The organism is Bartonella sp. B10 (assembly GCF_053794435.1).
This window is the reverse complement of record NZ_CP200030.1, coordinates 771,934-795,347: the sequence shown is the minus strand read 5'-3', so window position 1 is coordinate 795,347 and position 23,414 is coordinate 771,934. Positions and strand designations below refer to the sequence as shown.

At 37.1% G+C, this 23,414-nt stretch carries 13 protein-coding genes; 4 read left to right on the top strand and 9 right to left on the bottom strand.

Annotation, left to right across the window (positions count from 1 at the left end; translation table 11 throughout):
- Positions 1 to 20: 20 nt before the first annotated feature.
- Entirely contained in the window at positions 21 to 1,418 is a 1,398-nt protein-coding gene (gene ahcY / locus V3565_RS03285) for an adenosylhomocysteinase (RefSeq protein WP_455477793.1), read from the bottom strand.
- Between the two features lie 444 nt (positions 1,419 to 1,862).
- On the opposite strand from ahcY, the gene V3565_RS03280 reads away from it, so the two are divergent.
- The gene (locus tag V3565_RS03280; RefSeq protein WP_455477792.1) at positions 1,863 to 2,075 is read left to right on the top strand and encodes a hypothetical protein; all 213 of its coding nucleotides are present in this window, start codon (positions 1,863 to 1,865) and stop codon (positions 2,073 to 2,075) included.
- A 747-nt stretch (positions 2,076 to 2,822) separates the two neighbouring features.
- Here V3565_RS03280 and V3565_RS03275 read toward each other — a convergent pair.
- From V3565_RS03275 to gyrB, 7 genes are all read right to left on the bottom strand, one after another.
- Complete coding sequence (locus tag V3565_RS03275; RefSeq protein ID WP_455477791.1) at positions 2,823 to 3,821, bottom strand: complex I NDUFA9 subunit family protein; 999 nt, start codon at positions 3,819 to 3,821, stop codon at positions 2,823 to 2,825.
- A 43-nt stretch (positions 3,822 to 3,864) separates the two neighbouring features.
- Positions 3,865 to 5,184 carry a bifunctional folylpolyglutamate synthase/dihydrofolate synthase gene (locus V3565_RS03270; protein WP_455477790.1) on the bottom strand — a complete coding sequence of 440 codons (1,320 nt, stop codon included), beginning with the start codon at positions 5,182 to 5,184 and terminating at the stop codon, positions 3,865 to 3,867.
- Between the two features lie 3 nt (positions 5,185 to 5,187).
- Positions 5,188 to 6,108 (bottom strand): acetyl-CoA carboxylase, carboxyltransferase subunit beta, encoded by a 921-nt coding sequence (gene accD, locus V3565_RS03265; protein WP_455477789.1) that lies wholly within the window; start codon positions 6,106 to 6,108, stop codon positions 5,188 to 5,190.
- A 787-nt stretch (positions 6,109 to 6,895) separates the two neighbouring features.
- Positions 6,896 to 8,299 (bottom strand): bifunctional phosphopantothenoylcysteine decarboxylase/phosphopantothenate--cysteine ligase CoaBC, encoded by a 1,404-nt coding sequence (gene coaBC / locus V3565_RS03260; RefSeq protein ID WP_455477788.1) that lies wholly within the window; start codon positions 8,297 to 8,299, stop codon positions 6,896 to 6,898.
- A 69-nt stretch (positions 8,300 to 8,368) separates the two neighbouring features.
- Positions 8,369 to 9,946: a 2-polyprenylphenol 6-hydroxylase gene (gene ubiB, locus V3565_RS03255; protein WP_455477787.1), complete on the bottom strand. Its 1,578-nt coding sequence runs from the start codon at positions 9,944 to 9,946 to the stop codon at positions 8,369 to 8,371.
- Between the two features lie 2 nt (positions 9,947 to 9,948).
- Entirely contained in the window at positions 9,949 to 10,731 is a 783-nt protein-coding gene (gene ubiE / locus V3565_RS03250; RefSeq protein ID WP_455477786.1) for a bifunctional demethylmenaquinone methyltransferase/2-methoxy-6-polyprenyl-1,4-benzoquinol methylase UbiE, read from the bottom strand.
- A gap of 118 nt (positions 10,732 to 10,849) precedes the next feature.
- Entirely contained in the window at positions 10,850 to 13,282 is a 2,433-nt protein-coding gene (gene gyrB / locus V3565_RS03245) for a DNA topoisomerase (ATP-hydrolyzing) subunit B (RefSeq protein ID WP_455477785.1), read from the bottom strand.
- Between the two features lie 719 nt (positions 13,283 to 14,001).
- Here gyrB and V3565_RS03240 point away from each other — a divergent pair.
- Entirely contained in the window at positions 14,002 to 14,856 is an 855-nt protein-coding gene (locus V3565_RS03240) for a transporter substrate-binding domain-containing protein (protein WP_455478857.1), read from the top strand.
- A gap of 12 nt (positions 14,857 to 14,868) precedes the next feature.
- On the opposite strand, the gene V3565_RS03235 is transcribed toward V3565_RS03240, so the two are convergent.
- Positions 14,869 to 16,401: a YifB family Mg chelatase-like AAA ATPase gene (locus V3565_RS03235; RefSeq protein ID WP_455477784.1), complete on the bottom strand. Its 1,533-nt coding sequence runs from the start codon at positions 16,399 to 16,401 to the stop codon at positions 14,869 to 14,871.
- A 405-nt stretch (positions 16,402 to 16,806) separates the two neighbouring features.
- Between V3565_RS03235 and V3565_RS03230 the strand changes: the two genes are divergently transcribed.
- Together V3565_RS03230 and V3565_RS03225 are read left to right on the top strand one after the other, a co-directional pair.
- Positions 16,807 to 18,768 carry an autotransporter assembly complex protein TamA gene (locus V3565_RS03230; RefSeq protein WP_455477783.1) on the top strand — a complete coding sequence of 654 codons (1,962 nt, stop codon included), beginning with the start codon at positions 16,807 to 16,809 and terminating at the stop codon, positions 18,766 to 18,768.
- Positions 18,768 to 23,411, top strand: coding sequence for a translocation/assembly module TamB domain-containing protein (locus V3565_RS03225; RefSeq protein WP_455477782.1), 4,644 nt, complete (start codon positions 18,768 to 18,770; stop codon positions 23,409 to 23,411). The genes V3565_RS03230 and V3565_RS03225 overlap by 1 nt, the downstream gene beginning before the upstream one ends.
- Positions 23,412 to 23,414: the final 3 nt, after the last annotated feature.

Sequence of the window (23,414 nt, the reverse complement as noted above, 5' to 3'; positions counted from 1 at the left end):
TGATACCCCAAGGAAATGTTTTAGTAACGGTAATGATTTGGTTTATAAGGTCCTTGTGGTGTAACTCCGATATAGGCAGCTTGTTCTTCTGATAGAATGCTTAATTTTATTCCCAGCCTATCGAGATGAAGACGTGCAACTTTTTCATCAAGGTGTTTGGGCAAAACAGTGACTTTATTTGCATAGTTTTCTGCATGAGTGAAAAGTTCAATTTGCGCTAAAACTTGATTGGTAAATGAGGCTGACATAACAAAAGAGGGATGACCTGTTGCATTACCAAGGTTTAATAAACGACCTTCAGACAATAAAATTATGCGTTTACCATCAGGAAAGGTAATCATATCGACCTGTGGCTTAATATTCGTCCATAGCAAATTTCTAAGAGCGGATACTTGGATTTCATTATCAAAGTGACCAATATTTCCAAGAATACACATGTCTTTAACTTGTTGTATATGGTCTAAGCGCACAACATCTTTATTTCCGGTTGTTGTTATGATGATATCAGCACTGGAGGCCGCATCGTCTAAAGTAACTACTTCGTAGCCATCCATAGCTGCTTGAAGAGCACAGATTGGGTCAATTTCTGTTACTTTGACACGAGCACCAGCACTTGAAAGAGATGCCGCTGAACCTTTTCCTACATCGCCATAACCGCAAACAATGGCTGTTTTGCCAGCTATCATTACATCTGTTCCACGTCGGATACCATCCACTAACGATTCTCTACATCCATACTTATTATCAAATTTCGATTTGGTAACACTATCATTGACATTAATGGCAGGAAAAGGAAGAAGTCCCGCTTTTTGTAATTGATAAAGGCGGTTTACACCTGTTGTGGTTTCTTCACTTATACCTTTGATTGCTGCACGTTGGCGTGTAAAAAAACCTGGTGTTGCGTTCATACGTTTCTGAATTTGCTTGAAAAAAAATTCCTCTTCTTTTGTTTTGGGATGAGACAGGATGTCTTCCTTTGTTTCCGCTTTGTATCCTGTTAAAATATAGTTTGTAGCATCAGCTCCATCATCCAATATGAGATTAGATGGATTGCCATCAGGCCATTGGAAGATTGCATCTATATAAGTCCAATATTCTTCAAGTGTTTCGCCTTTGACTGCAAAAATAGCAGTACCAGTAGCTGCAATGGCTGCTGCTGCGTGATCTTGTGTAGAAAAAATATTACTAGAACACCACCTCACATCGGCACCAATTGCTTTTAGTGTTTCAATCAAAACAGCCGTCTGAATCGTCATGTGCAATGATCCAGAAATACGTGCTCCGCGCAAAGGTTGACTAGAGAAAAACTCTTCACGGCAAGCCATCAAACCAGGCATTTCTGTTTCGGCAATATCAAGTTCTTGACGACCATAGGCAGCAAGCGTAATATCTTTGACAACATAATCTTGAGCTGCCATTTTGTATTCCTTTGAGTTATCTTTTCCGAGACGGTAGGAGAAATTAAAGAAAAATGCAAGCAAATAGAAAGGATTTCTTATATGAAAATCCTTTTTAAGGTTTTATCAAATTGTTTAGAAGACATGTATTTACGTATTAATTGATGGTTGTGTTATGCATTAAGAATGATGCTAAGAAGTATAATAATGATGATCTGTTCGTGAAGGATCTATCGTATCACGATAAATTAGCGGTTGTACAAAGGAATGAGTGTATGTTACAACCGCAATCTCTGTAATTAGTTTTAGCTAGCATGATTCTATTACGTCCTCATGAGGCATTTGTCGTGAGTGTCGATAATAACACTTATTGATAAAATAAGAAAGTGATGATAACTGAAGCTGTATCTTGATGTTAGGATAGGAAGTAAAATCCCTTTTCGGGGATGTTTAGAGAGGGGTAAAATGAAAAAGTTGATTTTATTGTGTATGGTCATGTTAACTGCAGGTTTTTTTGTTGTTGCTTGCGATAAAAACGAAGAAAAAAAGCAAGAAGTACAACAAGAAGAGAAAATGCAAGAGTCTTTTGATGAAGAAGTGACTTCTGCGAATGATGAAGAAGTGACTTCTACGAATGATGAAGAAGTAACCTCTACAGATAGTGTCCAAGGATTTTAATAAACAGTTAAGAAAGGGGCAATAGTCTCTTTCTTAATTCATATTATAGAAATCTTTTATGATAAGTACAGAATAAGCGCTGAAAATTTCCGTTATTTGTAATCAAATTTTTAGTAATATTTCTTGTGTTTTAAGAAAGAGATTTTGCATTCAATTTATTAGTTCTAAGTGAATAAATACCAAACGTTGTGCGTGAATTTTTAGAATAATATTAAGGTTTAGTACCACTATCTTTAAATTTATTTTCTATCATTTTAGAAGTTTTGATTATGTTGTCAGTTCCTCTGATTGCATTGCTTGCCACCGGTCATTTTTGGGATTGTAATTTTTGTCGCTGCACCTGTAGCACTACTAGAATTAGTCATTGATACATACAAGAGTTTATATATTATCACTTCTTGCTTAAAAAATTAAACCACCAATAATTTCAGAAATAGTTCTTTATAAATAGGAAGTAAATTTTATTGCTTCGATTTATGTGGGTTTGCAGCATTTTGCAGTATAATGACATCTATTGATAGGGTGTAAAGGAACGTATAAAAAGCTTTAATACGTGAGTAAGATTTATTAGCATTGATTGATTTTTTTAATGTTATGATGGTGGGATAGTAAAGAAGATTATTTTGAATTGTTTTTTTGAAAAAAGCTAGACATGTATACTTTTTTACCAGTATAGAAATTATTTCTTAGTTAAAGTAAGCTTAATTGGGCGAAATCAATTTAATTCGATAATAAAGAGAATATACGCTACGCTGGTAAATTTTTGGAAAATTGACCCTGTGGACGGAATCGCCATAAATAATTTGGTAAGATAGCGGTCATAGATCTAGGAGTAATTCCCACACCCTCGAGAGTGTATCTGCTTTTTACAGCTTCTTGAGACACAACATTATCTACTTGCAGAAAGCGTATCTGATTAGCTGTCACTAGTGTCGGTATGAGAGGAACTTTGCCGATAAACCCTAACAGACCTCCAATCAAAAGCCCAGTAGAAAGAGGCATAGATAGAATTATTTTTTTGCGATGAATGATTTTTAATATATTCTCAATGATACTTTGGAATGTAACAACCTGAGGGCCGCCAAGATCATAGCTCTTTCCAAAGATAGTACGTTCTTCTAAAGCATGTACAACAAATTCAGCTATATCACCAACATACACAGGTTGTAATTTGCTTTGTCCCCCTCCGAAAAGTGGCATAATCGGCAAAAAACGCGACAAATTTGCTAAGGTATTAAAAAAACAATCTTCTGCTCCAAAAATCACTGATGGACGCATAATAATTGCTTTAGGATGTTTGCTACGGACGATTTGTTCACTTATAAATTTGACTTGTGCGTAGAGAAATGAAGCATTTTGATTGGCTACAAGATCTGACATATAGATTAGAGGAATACCAGCTTCAGCTGTTAATTCGGAAACATTTTGCGTACCCTCGATCTGGGTATCTTGAAAATTCGATTTATTTGCTTGTGCTAAGCTGCAAGGAAGAAATATTGCACCATCTGCTCCAACCAGTGCACGTGCAACAGAGGAGCGATGCCTGACGTCAGTTATGAGCATTTGGGTTTGCCCTACTTCTCCTATTTGAAGCATGTAATAAGCTTTTTGAGGACGACGAACAGCAATGCGAACGCGATAACCTCGCTTTGTTAAAGTTTCGACGATATGCCGTCCCACGAAACCAGACCCACCAAAAACAGTAATAAGTTTAGGATGCTGATAAAGTGCACAATCAAGCTGCATGGTTGAAATGTCTACCTTGTTAAGCTACACGAATAGTCGATTTCTAGCATGGCGGTGTTTTATTGTCACGTAAAATATCGCCCATAAGGTGAAGAGAACCGCTAATTAGGACAATCGCTTCTTTATGCTCTAAATTAATTTTATGTAAGGTATTTTGTAGATTAATTTGTGGTGTGGCACAGAGCCCTACTTCTCGGGCGGATCTAGCTAAAATTTTTGGACAAATGCCCATGTTGTTATTAGTCAAAGGGATAGTATATACTTTATCTACGAGCTGTTTTAGAGGACGAAAATAACCAATAGTATCTTTGGTATTAAGCATTCCGACGATCATAATAATAGAACGATTTGATCTTTTTTTCCATTTAGTAAGTTCTTCTGCAATAATTTTTCCCGCAGCAGGATTATGTCCACCATCTAGCCATAGATCAATATGAGGAGAAAGTTGATCGACAAGATATCCATGGGTAAGGTGCTGCATGCGTGCTGGCCAATAAATATTTTTTAGAGCATGGCTTATTTCTTTTTGTGAAGGTCGGAAACCTGCGTGATGAATTGCTTCAATAGCGGCTCCCGTGTTGGTAATTTGATGATCTCCTACGAGTTTAGGTAGTGGAAGATCCATTAAACCTTGGCTGTTTTGAAATATTAGGCGTCCGTGTTCTGTATAGCTTTGATAATCTTGACCAAACAGAAAATAAGGTGCTTTATTTTTATCAGCTAGGGTCGTTAAAATGGAAATGGTTTCATTATGGTCTTGTTTACTGATAACAACTGGAACTGCTGATTTTATAATGCCTCCTTTTTGAAAAGCAATTTGTGTAATTTTATTTCCGAGAAAAGTTTCATGATCGTAATCAATTGGCATAATAAGGGATACTGCTGGTTTATTAATTACATTTGTAGCATCAAAACATCCTCCTAATCCAACTTCTAAAATTACTGCATCTGCTGGGTGTATGCTGAATAGCATAAAGGCAGTTGCTGTAAAAATTTCAAAAATAGTAATTGGTTCTTGACGATTTACTTTTATAACGTGATGAATTGTTTCAATTAATTGGCTTTCTGTAACAAGCTGGCCATTTCCTGTGTGACCGAGTCGACAGCGTTCATTCCAGTTGACTAAATGAGGTGAGCTGTACACATGAACGCAGTAACCTGCACTTTCTAAAAGAGAACGACAAATAGCTGACGCAGATCCTTTGCCATTTGTTCCAGCTACGTGAATAACAGGTGCAAGCTTTAAGTGTGGATTCCCAAGACGCTCCAAAAGGCGAAAAATACGCTCTAAAGAAAGATCAAGTTTTTTCGGATAGATTTTTAGTAAACTATCTATCACATTTTGCACTTTATTTTTTTTCATAGTTTAAGCAGCTTCTGTTTTGAAAAGCGATGCTTGCGAATTTGTTGGGGATGGATTTGAAGGATTAAGAGCTGCAGGATGTTTCATCATCAGGCGTAGAAGTTGTGCGATGGTAGCTTTCATTTCTAAACGCGATACAACCATGTCAATCATGCCATGTTCAAGTAAATATTCACTGCTTTGAAAGCCTTCTGGTAAAGTTTCTCGTATGGTTTGTTGAATGACACGTGGTCCAGCGAAACCAATCATAGCACCAGGTTCGGCAATGTGTATATCGCCAAGCATAGCATAAGAAGCAGTTACACCACCGGTAGTTGGGTTAGTAAGAACCACTATATAAGGAAGTTTTGCTTCTTTCATCATTTCAACAGCTACAGTTGTACGGGGCATTTGCATCAATGACAATGTTCCCTCTTGCATACGTGCTCCACCGGACGCAACAAAAAGGACTAAAGGGCATTTATCAGAAATGGCAGTGTGAAAAGCTTTTATGATAGCTTCTCCTGAAGCGATGCCGAGTGATCCACCCATAAAGGCAAAATCTTGTACAATTGCAACAATTGGTAAATCCTCAATAGTACCTCGTGCACTTAAAATATTATCATCGACTCCAAGTTTGGAGCGATAATCTTTTAACCTGTCAATGTAGCGTTTTTCATCACGAAATTTTAAAGGATCCATTACAACTTTTGGATTTTCAATAGGCGTATACACACCATCATCAAAAAAATGTTTCAGACGATTTTTAGCACTGATACGCATGTGATAGCCAGAATTGGGGATAACATATTGGTTAATTTCTAAATCTTTATGAAACACCATTTCACCACTAGTGGGATCTTTGACCCACAGGTTTTCTGGAATTTCACGGCGTCCTAATATAGAGTTGATTTTAGGTCGAACATAATTTGTAATCCAGTTCATCTTTGTAACCTCTCTTTAAAATATTATACATTTTTTGTGTGAGTCGAGGGAATATAGGACTGAGTGGCCAAACTCACTTGACCTGCTAACTCAAGGATTTTGCTTAATACTTTTACTAATGTACGTACAGCTCTAACTTCGTTATTATTTTATTTTTTGTATTTCCAAATTATAGCAGTAGTCTGAATAAAAGTACTAATTACAACAAATTTATTAGTTATTTAAATAACTTACATCATTTGTTTTTTTCCTTGATACCAATTTATTATCTACGTTAACTGGTAAATTTTTTATTTATTTATTATAAAAGGCCAGCATCCAGTAAACCATTAACGTTAATGAGGTAACATTAAAGAGAAAAACCTTCATAACTGTAAACATAAATAAGGTTATCGTAATTTATAAAATAATAGATATGGTAATGTTAAATTAAGAATAGGAATAGAAACAAAAATCGCTTTGTGATAGGCATATAAAGAGCTACCGATTATGGTTGCGGTTGATGCAATAAAAAAATTCACAAGCTAAGCCAAGATTTAAAATTATAAATATTCTTGTGCGAATTAGATGAATTTATCATTTTTATGTATCATTAAAAAGCAGAATGGGAGTTACTTATTTTGTATCATGCATTGCTAAAAAATGTTGTACGATAGAAGTTGCTTAGATAGGCAATTTTTTCAATTTACGTCATGAACGGATTGCAGATTCTATGAAGATAAGGATTATCTATATCCTTCATTTTTTTAGTTATACGTGCAGTCCCTCCTTGAGAGAGAGTTCCATTTCATTCTCTTTCATGAGAAGGAGAAAAAGAGTAAAAAAATGATACAATAACGCTTGCTAATTTTTGAGCTACCTGTTGCTTACTCATTTGTGGCCACGGTTCGACATTTTCTTTGCTCACGAGATAAACCTGATTTATATCAGAACCCATAGTTCTTGTTCCATCGATGCGAAGAGAAACATCATTAGCAAGAATAAAATCGGCTCCTTTTTCTATACATTTTTTTTGCGCATTGGCAATCATATTAGACGTTTCAGCAGCAAAGCCAATCACAAGTAAGGGGCGATTTGAAGCATGTCCAATTGTTGCTAAAATATCAGGATTTTCGACCATTTGTAAGGATGGTGGTGTTTTATTGATACTCTTTTTGATTTTATGTAGAGATTGTGTCTGGCTGCGCCAATCGCAAACAGCAGCAACAAAAATAGCTCCATCAGCAGGTAATGCGTCTTGAACGGCTTGTAGCATCTGACATGCTGTTTCAACATGAATGGTTTTTACCTTTTGTGGATCAGCAATATCAACTGGTCCACAAATAAGCGTTACCTTGGCACCCAAATGCGCGAGAGCTTCTGCAATGGCATGTCCTTGTTTACCCGAAGAGCGGTTAGCAAGATAACGCACTGGATCAATTGGTTCATGAGTTGGTCCGGAAGTAACGATAAAATGACGGCCAGAAAGTGGCTTTTCTTGCACACCCAAAAGAGTTTCTACTGAGGACACGATAGTTAAAGGTTCACTCATACGTCCACAACCGATCTCATCGCGTTCAGCCATTTTTCCGATTTCTGGTCCCACTATATGAACCCCATCTGCGTGCAGTTGAGCGATATTGCGAATCGTTGCAGGGTGTGTCCACATGGCTGGATTCATTGCTGGTGCAATCAAAAGTGGACATCGTGCTGCTAAAAGTATGCAGCTGGCTAGATCATCTCCTATGCCGCTGGTTATTTTTGCAATGCGACTGGCTGTAGCTGGTGCTAAAATGATCAAATCAGTATCACGCGCTAATCGGATATGGCCAATATCGTGTTCCTCTTCGCGTGAAAACAAATCGCTATATACATTACCACCACTTAGAGCTTCAGCTGCTAAAGGAGTAATGAATTTTTGAGCAGATTTTGTCATAACGATATTTAAGTGTGCTCCACGTTCTTGCAAACGTCGAATCAGATCAAGTGCTTTATAGGCTGCAATACTACCACCAATAATAAGGAGGATAGATTTTGATTTCAATGATTGCAATTCAACAATACTTGCTGAAGATGATTGTATGATTGGAGAAGTGGGATTACTTAAAAGGCGACGAGCTTCTTCTTCCATAGAAACACCGTTTTGTGCGGCACGTACACGCAAAGATTCTTTAGCTTCAAGTGAGAGATTACGAATAGTAATACTTGCCATAAAATATATCCGATAAACAAAATGATTGCAATGATTTCATAACCAGTACCTTTTAGCATATTTAATAGCTTAGAAAAGATAAAAAATTAGACAAATACAACAAAGAGCAATGATGAATAGACTATAACGTCCATAACGGTTGGTGCGACTTTGTTCTGCAGCAAGCTGCTTAAGGGTGGTGGGAGAAAGATTAAATCCTGTTTTTATCACGTGATTAAGGTCTTCTTCCATGCGTTGGAAATTTTGGACCAATTGGGGTGCTTTACGCGCTAACGAAAAGAGGACTTGCGCTCCCTCACTAAAGTCTTTTGCAATTCCTACAGGGCCTAAATTTTTGCTAATCCATTCTTTCACAACTGGTTCAGAGGCTTTCCACATATTAAAATTTGGATCCAATGTGCGGGCTACACCTTCAACAACAACCATGGTTTTTTGTAGTAATAAAAGCTCAGGTCGTGTTTGCATATCAAATAATTCAGTGACTTCAAACAATAGAGTGAGCAACTTGGCCATGGAAATGCTTTGTGCAGATTGTCCGTGAATTGGCTCACCTATGGCGCGGTTGGCTTGAGCAAAGCTTTCAATGTTATGGTGTGGAGGCACATACCCTGCTTCAAAGTGAGCACGTGCGACTCTATTATAGTCTCGGATAATAAAACCATAGAGGATTTCAGCAAGGAAATGTTTTTCTTTTTTGCCAAGTCGTCCTGTAATTCCCAAATCAACAGCAACAATACATCCTGTTGGGTCTACAAATAAATTACCAGGATGCATATCGGCATGAAAAAAACCATCGCGTAATGTATGGCGAAGAAAGGATTGAATAAGCGTAGTTGCTAGATTTTGTAGATCAAAACCGGCTTCTTTGAGTGCGGAAATTTCAGATATTCTTATACCATCGATCCATTCCATTGTTAAAACATTACGTCCTGTTCGTTCCCAATCAATTTGTGGAACTCGAAAGCCTTCATCCTGTTGGATATTTTCGGCCATTTCTGATATTGCTGCTGCTTCTAACCGTAAATCCATTTCAATACGGGTAGTTTGTGCTAAGGTATCAACAACACAAACAGGACGTAAGCGTCGAGAGGCAGGAACATAACGTTCTTGCAAATTAGCAATGAGATAGAAACCTCTCAGATCTTTGGCAAAACGGGCTCTAATATTGGGGCGGATAACTTTAACAGCACATTTTTTTATATAGCCTTTCGCATCATAATATTCAGCTGGATGCACTTGGGCAATAGAAGCTCCGGCAATAGGGGGATAAAAGTTTACGAATAAATCATTAATAGATTTGCCTAGTGAATTTTCGATTTGAGTAGTAGCTGCGGCGCAGGAAAATGTTTGAACACGATCTTGTAATTGTACCAAATCTTGTGCAATATCACGGCCAACAATATCCGGTCTGGTAGCAAGAAATTGACCAAGCTTTACATAAGAGGGGCCAAGCTTATTAATGGCGTATGAAATATTTTCAGATCGTCGCTTTTTTTTTGTTTTGCGTCGTGCTAGCACACTTGCTACACGATGAAATAGTGCAGGAAATCCTTGAAGATCATCACTGGGAAGAGCACTCAAGACACCTTCTCGTGCTAAAACCCATCCTACACGTATCAATTGAAAATAAGTGGAGATTTGCATCATTTTCAGATTTTCCAGCCTGAATGCAATGCTGCGATTGCGCCAGTGAGATTGCGGTATGATACCCGTGAAAAACCTACATTATTTATCATCTGGACAAAATCGTCTTGCTTTGGAAATTTACGAATAGATTCAACCAAATAACGATAAGAATTACCATCATTTGCAATAAATTGACCAAGTTTGGGAATAGCATAAAAAGACCAAAGATCATAAATCTCGTCAAGAAGAGGCATTTCAACATTTGAAAATTCTAAACAAAGAAACCGCCCACCAGGTTTTAAAACACGAAAAGCTTCTCTAAGAGCTTGATCAATATGGGGTACATTGCGGATTCCAAAGGCAATAGTGTAAGCATCAAAGCTTTGATCTTCAAAAGGTAAATGTTCTGCATTGGCTTCAACAAAATCTATCAGAGGGAAAAGACCATTTTTTTGTGCACGCTGTTTGCCGACACTGAGCATCGAGCCATTAATATCGAGTATGGTAGCATGGGCTTGTTTTTGTGAAGCATTAAGAATACGAAAGGCAATATCACCAGTACCACCAGCTACATCAAGAACTTTCCAATTGGGAATAGCAGGCGGAGAAAGCCACGCAACCATAGAATTTTTCCATACACGATGTAGTCCGAGTGATAGAATATCATTCATCTTGTCATAATTTTCGGCAACAGAGTGAAATACATCATCAACCATAGATTGTTTTCGCGCTTCATCCACTCTTGTAAAGCCAAAAGAGTACTCCAGGCCACCTTTGACTCCTATGCGCTCTGTTTCAGTGGTCATATGTGTAACTCTCCTTATTCTCCTTTTATCGTAAATGAAGTATAGAGGGAATGTTCAAATACGAAAATAAAATGTATAAAACCATGATATTTATACAACCAAAAACAAAAGAGTATCGTTAGATATCAAGATTAGCAACGCTTAAAGCATTATCTTGGATAAAAGCTCGCCGAGGTTCGACTTCATCACCCATTAAACGAGAAAAAAGTGCATCTGCATCGGTTGCATCATTGATTTTAACTTGTAAAAGAGTGCGTGCATCGGGATTAAGAGTTGTTTCCCAAAGCTGGTCAGCATTCATTTCTCCAAGGCCTTTATAACGCTGTAAGGTTATGCCTTTTTTACCATTTTTAAAAATACTTTCTAATAGATCAATAGGTCCAAAAATATGCTCTGATTTATCTTTTCGATGTAAAAGAGGGAGAGGGCTGTATACTTCAGTAAGATTTTGGGAAACATGATCAATTTGACGTGCATCAGCTGAATTTATAAGTCCTGCATCGAGAGTAATAACATCTTTAACTCCACGTAAAATACGTTCAAAATATAAACTTCCATTTGATGTGTACTGTCCACTCCAACTGCGTTCCATATCGTCCGCAATCAAATTAAGGCGATGTGCTACGTTGTTGGCTGTTTCTTGAGCTTTTTCTGGTGTTGCAAAAGATTCAAGGTTAAAAGCTCCAACAATTGCTGCTTGCTCAACAATATTGTGATTGTATCGAGTATGAAGACCATTTAAAAGTTTGCGTAATATACGAGCATCTTCAGCAAGTTGGCGCAGATCAGCGCCTGCACGAACCTCTCCTGTTGACAATTCTAACGTTGTGTTTTCTAGACCAGCATCAATCAAAAATTCTTCGAATGCTGATTCATTTTTTATATACTGAAAGGATTTTCCACGTGCTACTTTATAGAGGGGTGGTTGAGCAATATAGAGATGTCCACGTTCGATTAATTCAGGCATTTGCCTAAAAAAGAATGTGAGGAGTAGGGTGCGAATATGTGCGCCATCAACGTCTGCATCTGTCATAATGATGATTTTGTGATAGCGCAATTTATCTGGAGAAAATTCATCTTTACCGATGGAAGTTCCAAGAGCGGTGATAAGCGTTCCTATCATATCAGATGAGAGCATCCGATCGAAGCGCGCCCGTTCAACATTAAGAATTTTACCACGCAGGGGTAAAATTGCTTGATTTTGGCGTGAACGTCCACTTTTTGCTGAGCCACCAGCAGAATCTCCTTCAACAATGAAGAGTTCTGATTTTGCTGGATCCCGTTCCTGACAGTCAGCTAGCTTTCCTGGAAGAGATGTAATGTCAAGAACACCCTTTCGTCTTGTAAGTTCACGTGCTTTGCGTGCAGCTTCACGAGCTGCTGCAGCTTCTACTACTTTACTTGTGAGAATTTTTGCTTCATTAGGATGTTCTTCTAACCATGTGGAAAGACCTTCATTCACTAAATTTTCCACAACAGGTCGTACCTCAGAAGAAACTAATTTATCTTTTGTTTGCGAAGAAAATTTTGGATCAGGAACTTTGACTGAGAGAACAGCTGTTAATCCCTCGCGACAATCATCACCGGTTAGGTTAACTTTTTCCTTTTTTACAATACCTGAGGATTCGGCATAGCCATTAATTTGGCGTGTTAGAGCACTGCGAAAGCCAACCAAATGGCTCCCACCGTCACGCTGAGGAATATTGTTGGTAAAACACAATACTTTTTCGTGATAAGAATCATTCCACCACAAAGCAACTTCGACACTCATCCCATCTTTTTCATTTGTAATGTAAATGGGATTATCAAGAAGTGCTTTTTTTGATTGGTCAATGTATTTGACAAATTCAATTAACCCACCCTCATAGTGCAACTCGACTGATTGCACATCGGCGTGGCGTTGGTCAACAAGAAGAATATGCACACCAGAATTTAAAAAGGCTAATTCTCGTAAACGACGCTCTAAAGTCTCAAAATCAAATTCAACCATAGTAAAGGTTTCGGAACTTGGTAAAAACCTTATTTCTGTTCCACTTTCTGTACTGCAATCACCGACAATTTTTAGCGGGGAATCAGTAACTCCATTAGTAAATGACATTTCATGTATTTTACCATTACGCCTAATTTTAAGCTGCAACCAAACCGATAATGCATTAACAACAGAGACGCCAACACCGTGTAATCCTCCAGAAACTTTATAAGAATTTTGGTCAAACTTTCCACCAGCGTGAAGCTGAGTCATGATGACTTCTGCTGCTGAAACACCTTCTGTTGGATGAATATCTGTTGGGATCCCACGTCCGTTATCACGAACAGAACAGGAACCATCAGCATAAAGTGTGACATTTATCAGGGTGGCATGACCGGCTAAAGCTTCATCAATAGCATTATCTACGACCTCATATACCATATGATGCAGGCCTGATCCATCATCAGTGTCACCGATATACATACCGGGACGTTTGCGTACAGCATCAAGACCTTTTAGGACTTTTATGGAGGCGGCATCATAGTCGTCATTACATGCCGGTGAGGTTATTTCATCACTCATAAGTTAATCCATTTTATATTCAATTTGCTATATTTTATCAGCTTTTTTAACTTGACTGTCCGCTAAGTTATTTATGGGATCATCATATTCAACATTTAACGTATATCAGATTCATATTCAACAGCTGTAAGAAGATAATAGTAGAATGATTTTTATAGATGTGAATGATGTTGTATTGTTACGTTACATTCACAAACTTCACGTTTACACTTCATTCGATAATATCAATTGTTTGTCGAAAAGTATTCATAAATAGTTTAGTAAATTCTACAAAGTAGTAATTTAGGATGGCTATAGAGTCGTTGCTTAGGTTTTTCGATCATGTGAAAAAAGATATTTTAAAGCATATCATTTATGATATTTAAAAAATTGATGGTATATTTTTGCAGTATGATCAAAGTATATATGTTTGATAATTTATATGAGCAGAAAAAATGTATTTTCTCAGAAATAAATTTTGTATTTGCTGAGAGATAAAGCCACAAAAAAAAATACTGTCTTTTTGATATTGATTCTTAAATTCTAACATCCTTTAATATGTTTGGAGAATACACGAAAATTATAAAGTTTTTGACAGCTTTAGAGAACATAAAATATTTGACTTTATCAAAGTACCGTATATTTGAGTTAAACACATAAGATATTATAGATAAAAATAGTGTCGTTTTAGCTTTAAAAAATCGGAGAAGAAGGTTTTGAAAATAAATATACTTGTAGACATATGCAATATTTTTATCAAGACACTATTTGCCCTATTTATAATACACATACTGCTCTTCACACCTTTTGCAAAGGCTGAAACAGCTGGAAGATTGCCCTTTTTTTTTGATTCACATTCACGTTTGGTACAACCGGATATAACAGGTATAGTCCGTTTACGTTTTGTGACAACTTTTGATTTCCCCCCTTTTAACTTCATTGATAAAACGGGACATCTTGTAGGTTATAATATTGATTTGTTGCGTGCTATTTGCTCCAAGTTAAACTTGGATAAATTCTGTGAGGTAGAAGTTGTACCTTGGGAAGAACTCGTAGACAGTGTTAAAAATGATGATGCAGACGTAATCATCGCTGGTTTAAAAGAAACCTTAAAAACAAGGCAAGATCTTGTGTTTACTCGATCATATCTTCGTTTTCCTGCTCGATTTATTGCCCATCGATCTATGATTCTTGATGAACCAATAAGCTATAAACTGACACATTTAAACAGTGGGTTTTTGCTTAAAAGTGCTCACGAAAAGCTGTTTCATAGTTATTTTTCTAAAGCTAAAGGGCAAGGATTTAAGAATAGAGAAGAGCTTTATAAAGCGCTACAAGATAATAAAATTGATCTTGTTTTCGATGATGGATTTGCTTTATCCTCTTGGTTAAATAATCCAAACTCTGGTGATTGTTGCCATTTTGTTGGGGGGGCATATATAGCTCCACAGCTTTTGGGAGAAGGAATGCGGCTTGCTGTTTCAAAAAAGAATGTAAAATTAGCTGATACACTCAATTATGCTTTAAAAACGCTGGAAGCTGATGGTAAACTTGTAGAGCTTTATTTACGCTATTTTCCGGTAAGTTTTTATTGACGTACACTTTCTTTAGTTAATATTCGTTAACCTTTCACTACTCAGACGATAAGAAATAGCTTCTGCAAGATGATGGCATGAAAGATGATCTGTTTCATCAAGATCAGCGATGGTACGCGCAACTTTGAGAATACGGTGATAGGCGCGTGCGGAAATGTGCATCTTTTCACTTATTTTTCGTAAGAGTATGGCTCCGTCTTTATCTGGAATAGCAATTTGTTCGATTATTTTTGCAGGACAATCACCGTTGGTGCGGATATGGTGAAAACCTAGTTCAGTAAAACGCTTAGCTTGTATAGCACGGCATCGTGCAACGCGTTCTGCAACATGACAGCTTTTTTCTGATTGTTCTGGTTGCATAAGATCCATAGCTGTTAAAGCAGGGACATCAATTCGTAAATCGATTCTGTCAAGCAGAGGGCCCGAGATACGAGATTGATAATCAATTTGACAGCGTATTCCTTTAGCGCAAACATGGTTTTTTTCACCTGCCATACCGCATCGACAAGGGTTCATTGCAGCGATGAGTTGGATGCGGGCAGGATAACTAATATGGTAGTTAGCACGAGCAATAATACATTCTCCGCTTTCTAAAGGTTGGCGAAGGGAATCGAGAACCTGTGGTGAAAATTCTGGTAATTCATCAAGAAATAAAACACCATTATGTGCAAGTGATACTTCTCCTGGTTGTCCTTTAAGACCACCACCGATCATTGCTGCCATGGAGGCAGAATGATGTGGAGCACGAAAAGGGCAATGGAGTGAAATGGTATTATGCATTGTTTCTCCTGTTATAGAAGCAATAAGAGAAACATCTAAAAGTTCGCGGTTATCAAGAGGAGGTAAAATAGAAGGTAAGCGTTGAGCTAACATAGATTTACCTGCGCCGGGAGGACCTACAAACAAAAGATTATGTCGTCCAGCTGCGCAAACTTCTAATGCACGTTTTGCGGTTTTTTGTCCTTTAATTTCGGAAAGGTCTGGAAGCTCAGTTTGGATCGTGTATTGACGTGGCTCAGGGCGTTTTTGGATTTGGATTCCTTTCAAATGATTAACCATAGTGAGAAGAGTTTCGGGTGCGAGGATATCCATTTCTTTATTTATCCATGCTGCCTCAGATCCACATTGATAGGGACAAATAAGTCCTTTATTGAGTGATAAAGCTGTCATTGCAGTTGGTAAAACACCATTTACGGCTGTAATAGATCCATCCAATGATAATTCACCTAAAATAATATAGTCTTGTGCTGCTTCAAGAGGAAGAATTCCCATAGCACACATTAGACCTACTGCAATTGGCAAATCGTAATGCGATCCTTCTTTAGGTAAGTCCGCTGGAGCAAGATTAATGGTTACTCGTTTATTGGGCATAGAAAGCCCACAGGCATGAAAAGATGCTTGGACGCGCTCACGACTTTCTGCGATGGCTTTATCTGCTAATCCAACAATGGCCATTCCCATTTTACCAGAGGAAATCATAACTTGTACATCGACAGGAACTGCCTCTAGACCGCGAAAAGCAACAGTTGTAACATGCGCGATCATTATACACTCTTCCCCCATCTTGTTACTGCGGAGAAACAATCATATTTGCACATAAAAATCAAGAAGTGTCTATATGGTATTTTAGCTAGAGAGATCTATATACGTGTGTAAAGTTTTGCAATGTGATTATCAATGGTAATCTGCATAAATTTACCATTGTAGTAGCTACGAACAGGTGAGCCAAATGCATATGATTAAAAGAAAAATAACTATGGCTGTTCGTATGGTATTAAAGCGCAAAAATTCGTGAAATACAAGAATGAATGCGGCGTTATAAATGCTAAGCAGAGAATGTTATTTGATGTGGTTAAACATGTGAAATATCTAGAGTCGGTATATTTATTATTCTTGTTTGATGTTATTGATAAAAAAGTTGTGTAAAGTGTACTAAAGGTATCTGATTTTATGGCATTTCAGACAGGAGTTTTATTAAAATCAGGGATCATGCGGAGTGTGTTTGTAGGTTTATGCCTGGTTTTTGTTGTTTCACAGCCGCTTGCTGCTTTTGAGCTTTTTGGTATTCCCATTTTTGGACAAAAGAGAACCTATTCTTCAGATAGTGTTAATAGCACAGAAAAGTTTTATAAAGTTGAGGTTGTTGCACCACCGGGAGCACCGTCGGATGGTGTTAAGATAGTTAAGTCTGTATCTTCTCTTGTCTCTGATCAAAGTAAAGCATTATCAAGTGCTTCTGGTTTATTGGCTAGAGCGCGTTCAGATTATCGAGCAATTCTTGCCGCCCTTTATGCTGATGGGCGATACGGTGGTGTTGTTAGTATTCAAATTAATGGTTTAGAAGTTGCTGATTTGAGTCCCGTAACACAGTTGCCATCTCGATCCAGTATTGTCATTACAGTTGACGCTGGCCCTCAGTATGTTTTTGGAGTTGCACATATAAATAAAGTTGCTCCATTCGCAAAATGTAAAATGAATAAAATGCCTTCAATAGAAGATTTGGGTTATAAGGTAGGGGCTGTTGCTAAATCTGAAACAATTTTGAAAGCAGAAAGATGGGCTATTGAAGGGTGGCGTAAACAAGGTTATGCCAAAGCCAAAATTATTAAGCGTGAAGTAATCGCTGATCATGCCGCGCGCCTCGTTAATGCACAAATTATGATCGATCTTGGGAAAAAAGCTTACTACGGTCCTTTGAATGTGCATAATGTAAGTAAGAAACCACGGATGGATTCATCCTATGTTAGATGGATGACAGGGTTGAAGCTAGGGCAGAAATACGATTCTGACGCATTAGTTAAGGCTAACGAAAGACTCGCACGACTTGATGTTTTTCGCGCTGTGAATTTGCGTGAAGCTGATATAATTAACTCTGATGACAATTTACCACTTACGCTTGTTTTAGAAGAGCGTCAACCGCGGCGTTTTGGTGCTGGTGGCAGTTATTCAACATTGGATGGTGCAGGTTTTGAAGCTTATTGGATACATAAAAATCTTTTTGGTCACGCAGAACGTCTTAAAATTGAGACCAAGATAAGCGGTGTTGGTAGCAATAGGGAGCAGCCGTATAATTTCAAAAATTTTGATTATCTTTTCGGAAGTACATTTATAAAACCTGGTATATTTACTCCAGATACAGATTTTAGAGCAGAGCTAAAAGTGCAGCAAGATGTTTTAGATAATTACATGACAAAAGCCATAAAAGGGAAATTAGGTATTACACATATCTTCAATGGTGATTTGTCGGGACAGCTTGCTGTAGAAATTTCTAATGGTTATTCACGTGATGTCTATTTTGGCAGCCGTAATTTCACGACAATTGGGTTGCCTAGTGGTTTAATTTATGATTCCCGTGATAATAAGTTCGATGCAACAAAAGGTTTATATGGTGAAGCTATTTTTGAACCTTTTTATGAAATGCGCTTTAACAATTTCTTGGCAAAGATGGCTGTGGAAGGCCGTTCCTATTGGGTATTAGATAAAGAAAATCGTTTTGTTTTTGCTGCACGAGCAAAGCTTGGTGCAATTGTTGGAAGCAATGCAGATCGAGTGCCTTCGGATATACTTTTTTTTGCTGGTGGTGGTGGATCTGTTCGTGGTTATTCTTATCGTAACATTGGTATAAAAACAGAAAATGATGCTGTTATTGGTGGGCATTTGCTTGTTGAAGGATCGGCAGAGTTACGTTTTTCTTTGAATGATAAGCTAGGTTTCGTAAGCTTTATTGATGGAGGTCTTGTCGGAAAAAAAGCGCATTTTGATTTTTCACAACAAATGAAATGGGGAGCTGGTATTGGAGGTCGTTATATGACAGGTCTTGGTCCTCTGCGTATTGACTTAGCGTTTCCCCTTAAGCCAGAGCAAGGAGATCCTCGCATTGGTTTTTACGTGGGTATAGGGCAGGCATTCTAATGAAAAAAACAGTATATTTGTGTATTTTTTTATTTGGATTTTTTCTTTTTCTGGTTAGCACTCCTTTTGTTGTACAGAAAGGTGTTTCATCTTCTATAGAAGCAGCAATGGATGATAATTCGTGGTTTGTATCTTTCATTGAACGCAGGCTTTCAGCTCCTAATCATCAAGTTCGGTTGCATAATATGCAGGGAACATTGTCTTCTCAAATGTCAATTGGTGCTATTACTGTTAGCGACAAAAAAGGTGTTTGGCTTAAAATTACCAATGCTAAAATGGACTGGAATCGCTTAATGTTATTTAGGGGGCATTTAGAGATTGATAGACTCGTCGCTGAACAGATTACGTTTTTACGTAAACCGCATAGCTGTTCTCTTATTGCTTCTCTTGAAGAGAAAAAATTTTCTTTGCCAAAATTGCCTGTAGCTGTTTCTATCAACACAATTATAGCTAAGCATGTAGTCCTTGAACAGGATTTTTTCGGTTTTTCTGCTGATGTATCTTTAAAAGGATCCATAGTATTAGCCAATGGCAATTTTGAAGCTGATATAGAGGCTCATCGTTTAGACGCATCGGGTCATTTTTCTATATTAACGCAGATATCTAATAGAAGCCGTACAGCAAAAATTAATGTTTCTGTTAATGAACCACAAAATGGCATTTTAGCTAATATTCTAAACATCGAAAAACGTCCTGCATTAAATCTTGCTATTAACGGTGATGGGATTTTTGATGATTTGCTTGTCAAGATTTATTTGACGGCTGATCAGCATGTTGTTTTAAACGGCGATGTTACTCTTTTAAATATTTCAGAAGGATACAGTCTTTCTACTAGATTGGTGGGCACACTTGGTGTTTTGATGTCTCCTCAATATTATAGCCTTTTTGAATCTGATGTAACATTGGAAGCAGAGGCTAGGATAACAAAAGAAGGCGTTATTTACCTAGATAACATGGCTATTCAGAATAAAGCGATGAATATCGTAACCAATGCTGAAATAGCAGAAGATGGATTTTTACGGCGGCTTTTTGTTGATGGAAAAATAGCTTTTAATAAAGAGTCTGTTCACTTATCTACATTAAAAGCACCAATATATATGGATAATCTTGCTTTGATTATTGATTATGGTCGTAAAGGACAAAAATTCTGGAAAGGGCAGCTTGTTATAAATAATTTGCGTAATGAACATGCTCATATTCGCGATGTAATTTTTGATATGGGGGGAATAAGCGAAAATCTTGATAATGTATCTTCTCGTCATGTCGGTATACAGGTTAATGGAACGCTTCGGGGAACTACAAAAATTCAAGATGCGTTGACAGAAGATGTAAACCAAACAATTCATGTACATTTAGATACGGATATTGTTTCTAAAAAACCAATTTTAATTCATGATTTTAGTATTACGGCTAAGGGTTTTTCTGCTTGGTTAAAAGGAAAAATGAACCGTTTTGTTTTTCAGGGTAATCTTGGTTTAAAAGCACAAACATTAGCTCCTTTGAGTTTGTTGAGTGGACAATTATTTTCCGGTAGCGCTGATATAAAAACTAGAGGAACTATTGATTTAGTTAAGAATAGTTTTGATTTAGACATATCAGGTATGTCCGACAATATAAAAACGGGTGTGAAATCTTTTGATCCTTTATTTAAAGGACATTTTATTCTTTCAGGCGGTGTCGCTTGGAACACAAAGGGCTTAATTTTGCGCCGTTTAGATTTGAAAAATCAATATGCAAGTATAAAGGCTGAGGGATATTTTTCAAATGAGAGTGCTAAGATGGATTTGTCTGCTCAAATATCTAACTTAGCTATATTAGATCCTAAGATGAGTGGTGCGCTTACAGTCCAGAGTGTAGCTAGAGGATACAATAATCGTATAACATTTAATACGCGGGCTCATGTTGTTGAAGCATTTCTGGTGGGAAAGAAACTTCAGAACGCAAGATTTACTATTAATACACTCATGGATAATACATCGCCTGTCTCTACTTATTTAACTGGTTCTATAAAAGGGGAAGGAATTTTTGCTCAGAAACCATTATATTTAGCTGCTTCTTTTAGAGATTCCAATCAAATTCGAGAGCTTAAAGATATTAATGTTATAGGAGGAAATGCAAGAATAACTGGTGATCTTTCTCAAACATTTGAAGGTTTTGTTAAAGGAGCTTTGCATATTGATTCTGATGATATTGCAGTGCTTGCTGCATTATTTTTGCATGAAGGTAGTGGAAAAATAAAAGGAGATTTCATTTTTGATGAACAAAATGGCAGACAAAAAGCAAATCTGAAAGCGCATGTTGATCATTTAAGTATTGCAAAAAATAAAATTAAAAAGTTGATAGTAGAAGCTGATATATTTGATCCTTTCGGCATGACACAATTTGAAGGTTCTATTGATGCAGAGAGTATTCAAACCCCTTTTATAACAGTTAATCATTTGAATGTTGATGCCAATTGTAACAATGGGCAAACAGTTTTTACTGCTCAAACGATGTTGCATAATAATATAAATGCACAGTTTTCTGGACGTGTGATAACGATGGGGCTTCCAGCAAACATAAAACGAGAAATGCAAATTGAAACCATAGATGTGACACAATCGACTTTTCATGCAGCATTACTTAAACCAACAACGATTGTTTTTGATAACGATGGTGTGGTGGTCAATGAATTAGGGGTTGCAGTTAATGGAGGCGATATTGTTCTTTCTGGTAATTTTTATGATGATATGAATTTGCATATTGCAATGAATGCTTTTCCTGTTGCTTTAGCAAATCTGTTGAAACCAACTCTAGGAGCTTCTGGTACTTTAACAGGGCAGGTTATGATTCATGGGAATTTTAAAAAGCCTAATATAATCTATGATATAAAAGGTGAGGGGCTGACAACTGTTTCTCTTCAAGATAAAAAAATAATGCCTCTTATGCTTTCTTCTAAAGGTAAAACAGTAGATAATATTCTTGCTTTGAATGCAGATTTAACGGGAGAGGGGATACAAGCGCAAGCACAGGGAACAGTGTCTTTGGATAAAAATAAGCTAGATTTGCATATAAATTTACAAAATTTACCTGCGTATCTAGCCAACAGTTTTATAGAGAAACAAGCACTTGAAGGAATGGTGATGGGCAAGGTTGATATTGGGGGAACATTAAAAGATCCTTCTATTCATTTTGATCTTTCTAGTCAAAACTTGACTGTTACAACGCATAAAGGATTTACGCCAATAAATATAAATGCTCGCGGTTCTTATGAAAAATCGACATTTCATATCGAGCGTATTGGAGCAATTGGATCTAAGGAATTGGATCTATCCATAAGTGGGCCTATTTCTTTAAGTGATTCAGGAGCTAAATTAAATATTAAAGGGACAATACCCCTTGCTTTTCTTGATCCATTTTTAGCTGAGCGTGGTGCGCACGTAACGGGTATAGCAAGAGTTGATGCTTCTTTAAATGGTGCATTATCTCAACCACAGTTGGTCGGACATTTTTCTATTATTAATGGCAATTTTTTCGATTCAAAGACAAATTTTTCATTATACAATATAGCTGTTGAAGGCAAGTTGGATGGCGATCGTATTCTTGTAGAGAATGCTTCTGCTGCTTCATCTGGTAAAGGATCTATTGTTGCTTCAGGTTATATTAAAAATAATCTACAGACAGATTTAGTTATGGAGCTTGATCATGCTAATTATAATGATGGCTCTATGATTTTTACAACGTTGTCAGGCAAAATGACGGTGACTGGTTATCTCTTAGGTGATCTTGTTATCGGTGGTGATGTAACAGTTGAAAAAGCTGAAGTTTTTGTCTCAGACCATTTTCAAAATACGGAATTTCTTAATATCAAAAATAGAAATTTAACAAAATCAATCCAAAAAACGCTTGAACGGGCTGATGTTAAAAATAACAATCAACAAAGTGAAATTTCCCAAAAATCTTCATCTGTTGTACAGTTAAATATGATGATTACTGCGCGCAATCAATTTTTTGTGCGTGGAAGAGGTCTAGATACTGAGTTGGGAGGGCGCATTAACCTGACAGGGTCATTGAATGATGTACATCCGGTTGGTGAGTTTCAGATGATTCGTGGACGTTTTGATATTCTTTCACAGCGTCTTAATTTTGATCAGGGACAAGCGAGTTTTAGCGGTAATCTTAATCCAACTGTTTATTTTATATCTAACAAAAATAGTGGTGATATTCGTATTACTGTAACTGTAAGTGGAACTATTGATAACCTTGATATTAATTTTTCTTCACAACCTAGTTTGCCGCAGGATGAAGTTTTGGCGCGCTTGGTTTTTAATCGCTCTCTTAACGAATTATCACCATTTCAGATTGCTCAGCTTGCAGCAGTTGCTGCTGATCTTGCAGGAGCTTCTAATACATCTTTGTTGAATACTTTGCGAACCAAAATCGGTCTTGATGATCTTGATGTTATCTTTGATGAAAAAGGTAATACAGGATTACGTATTGGAAGATATATACACAATAACATTTATTTAGGATTTGAAGCAGGATCAGATGGAACAACAAAGGGAACAATTAACTTAGATATTTCACGTGATTTAAAAGCGAAAGGCGCTATAGGGAATGAAAAGAATTTCAGTCTTGGTTTATTTTATGAAAAAGATTACTGAGAA

Excerpts from the sequence above, each read along its gene's own strand:
- ahcY (WP_455477793.1), bottom strand. The coding sequence starts at position 1,418 with ATGGCAGCTCAAGATTATGTTGTCAAAGATATTACGCTTGCTGCCTAT.
- V3565_RS03280 (WP_455477792.1), top strand. The coding sequence starts at position 1,863 with ATGAAAAAGTTGATTTTATTGTGTATGGTCATGTTAACTGCAGGTTTT.
- V3565_RS03275 (WP_455477791.1), bottom strand. The coding sequence starts at position 3,821 with ATGCAGCTTGATTGTGCACTTTATCAGCATCCTAAACTTATTACTGTT.
- V3565_RS03270 (WP_455477790.1), bottom strand. The coding sequence starts at position 5,184 with ATGAAAAAAAATAAAGTGCAAAATGTGATAGATAGTTTACTAAAAATC.
- accD (WP_455477789.1), bottom strand. The coding sequence starts at position 6,108 with ATGAACTGGATTACAAATTATGTTCGACCTAAAATCAACTCTATATTA.
- coaBC (WP_455477788.1), bottom strand. The coding sequence starts at position 8,299 with ATGGCAAGTATTACTATTCGTAATCTCTCACTTGAAGCTAAAGAATCT.
- ubiB (WP_455477787.1), bottom strand. The coding sequence starts at position 9,946 with ATGATGCAAATCTCCACTTATTTTCAATTGATACGTGTAGGATGGGTT.
- ubiE (WP_455477786.1), bottom strand. The coding sequence starts at position 10,731 with ATGACCACTGAAACAGAGCGCATAGGAGTCAAAGGTGGCCTGGAGTAC.
- gyrB (WP_455477785.1), bottom strand. The coding sequence starts at position 13,282 with ATGAGTGATGAAATAACCTCACCGGCATGTAATGACGACTATGATGCC.
- V3565_RS03235 (WP_455477784.1), bottom strand. The coding sequence starts at position 16,401 with ATGATCGCGCATGTTACAACTGTTGCTTTTCGCGGTCTAGAGGCAGTT.
- V3565_RS03230 (WP_455477783.1), top strand. The coding sequence starts at position 16,807 with ATGGCATTTCAGACAGGAGTTTTATTAAAATCAGGGATCATGCGGAGT.
- V3565_RS03225 (WP_455477782.1), top strand. The coding sequence starts at position 18,768 with ATGAAAAAAACAGTATATTTGTGTATTTTTTTATTTGGATTTTTTCTT.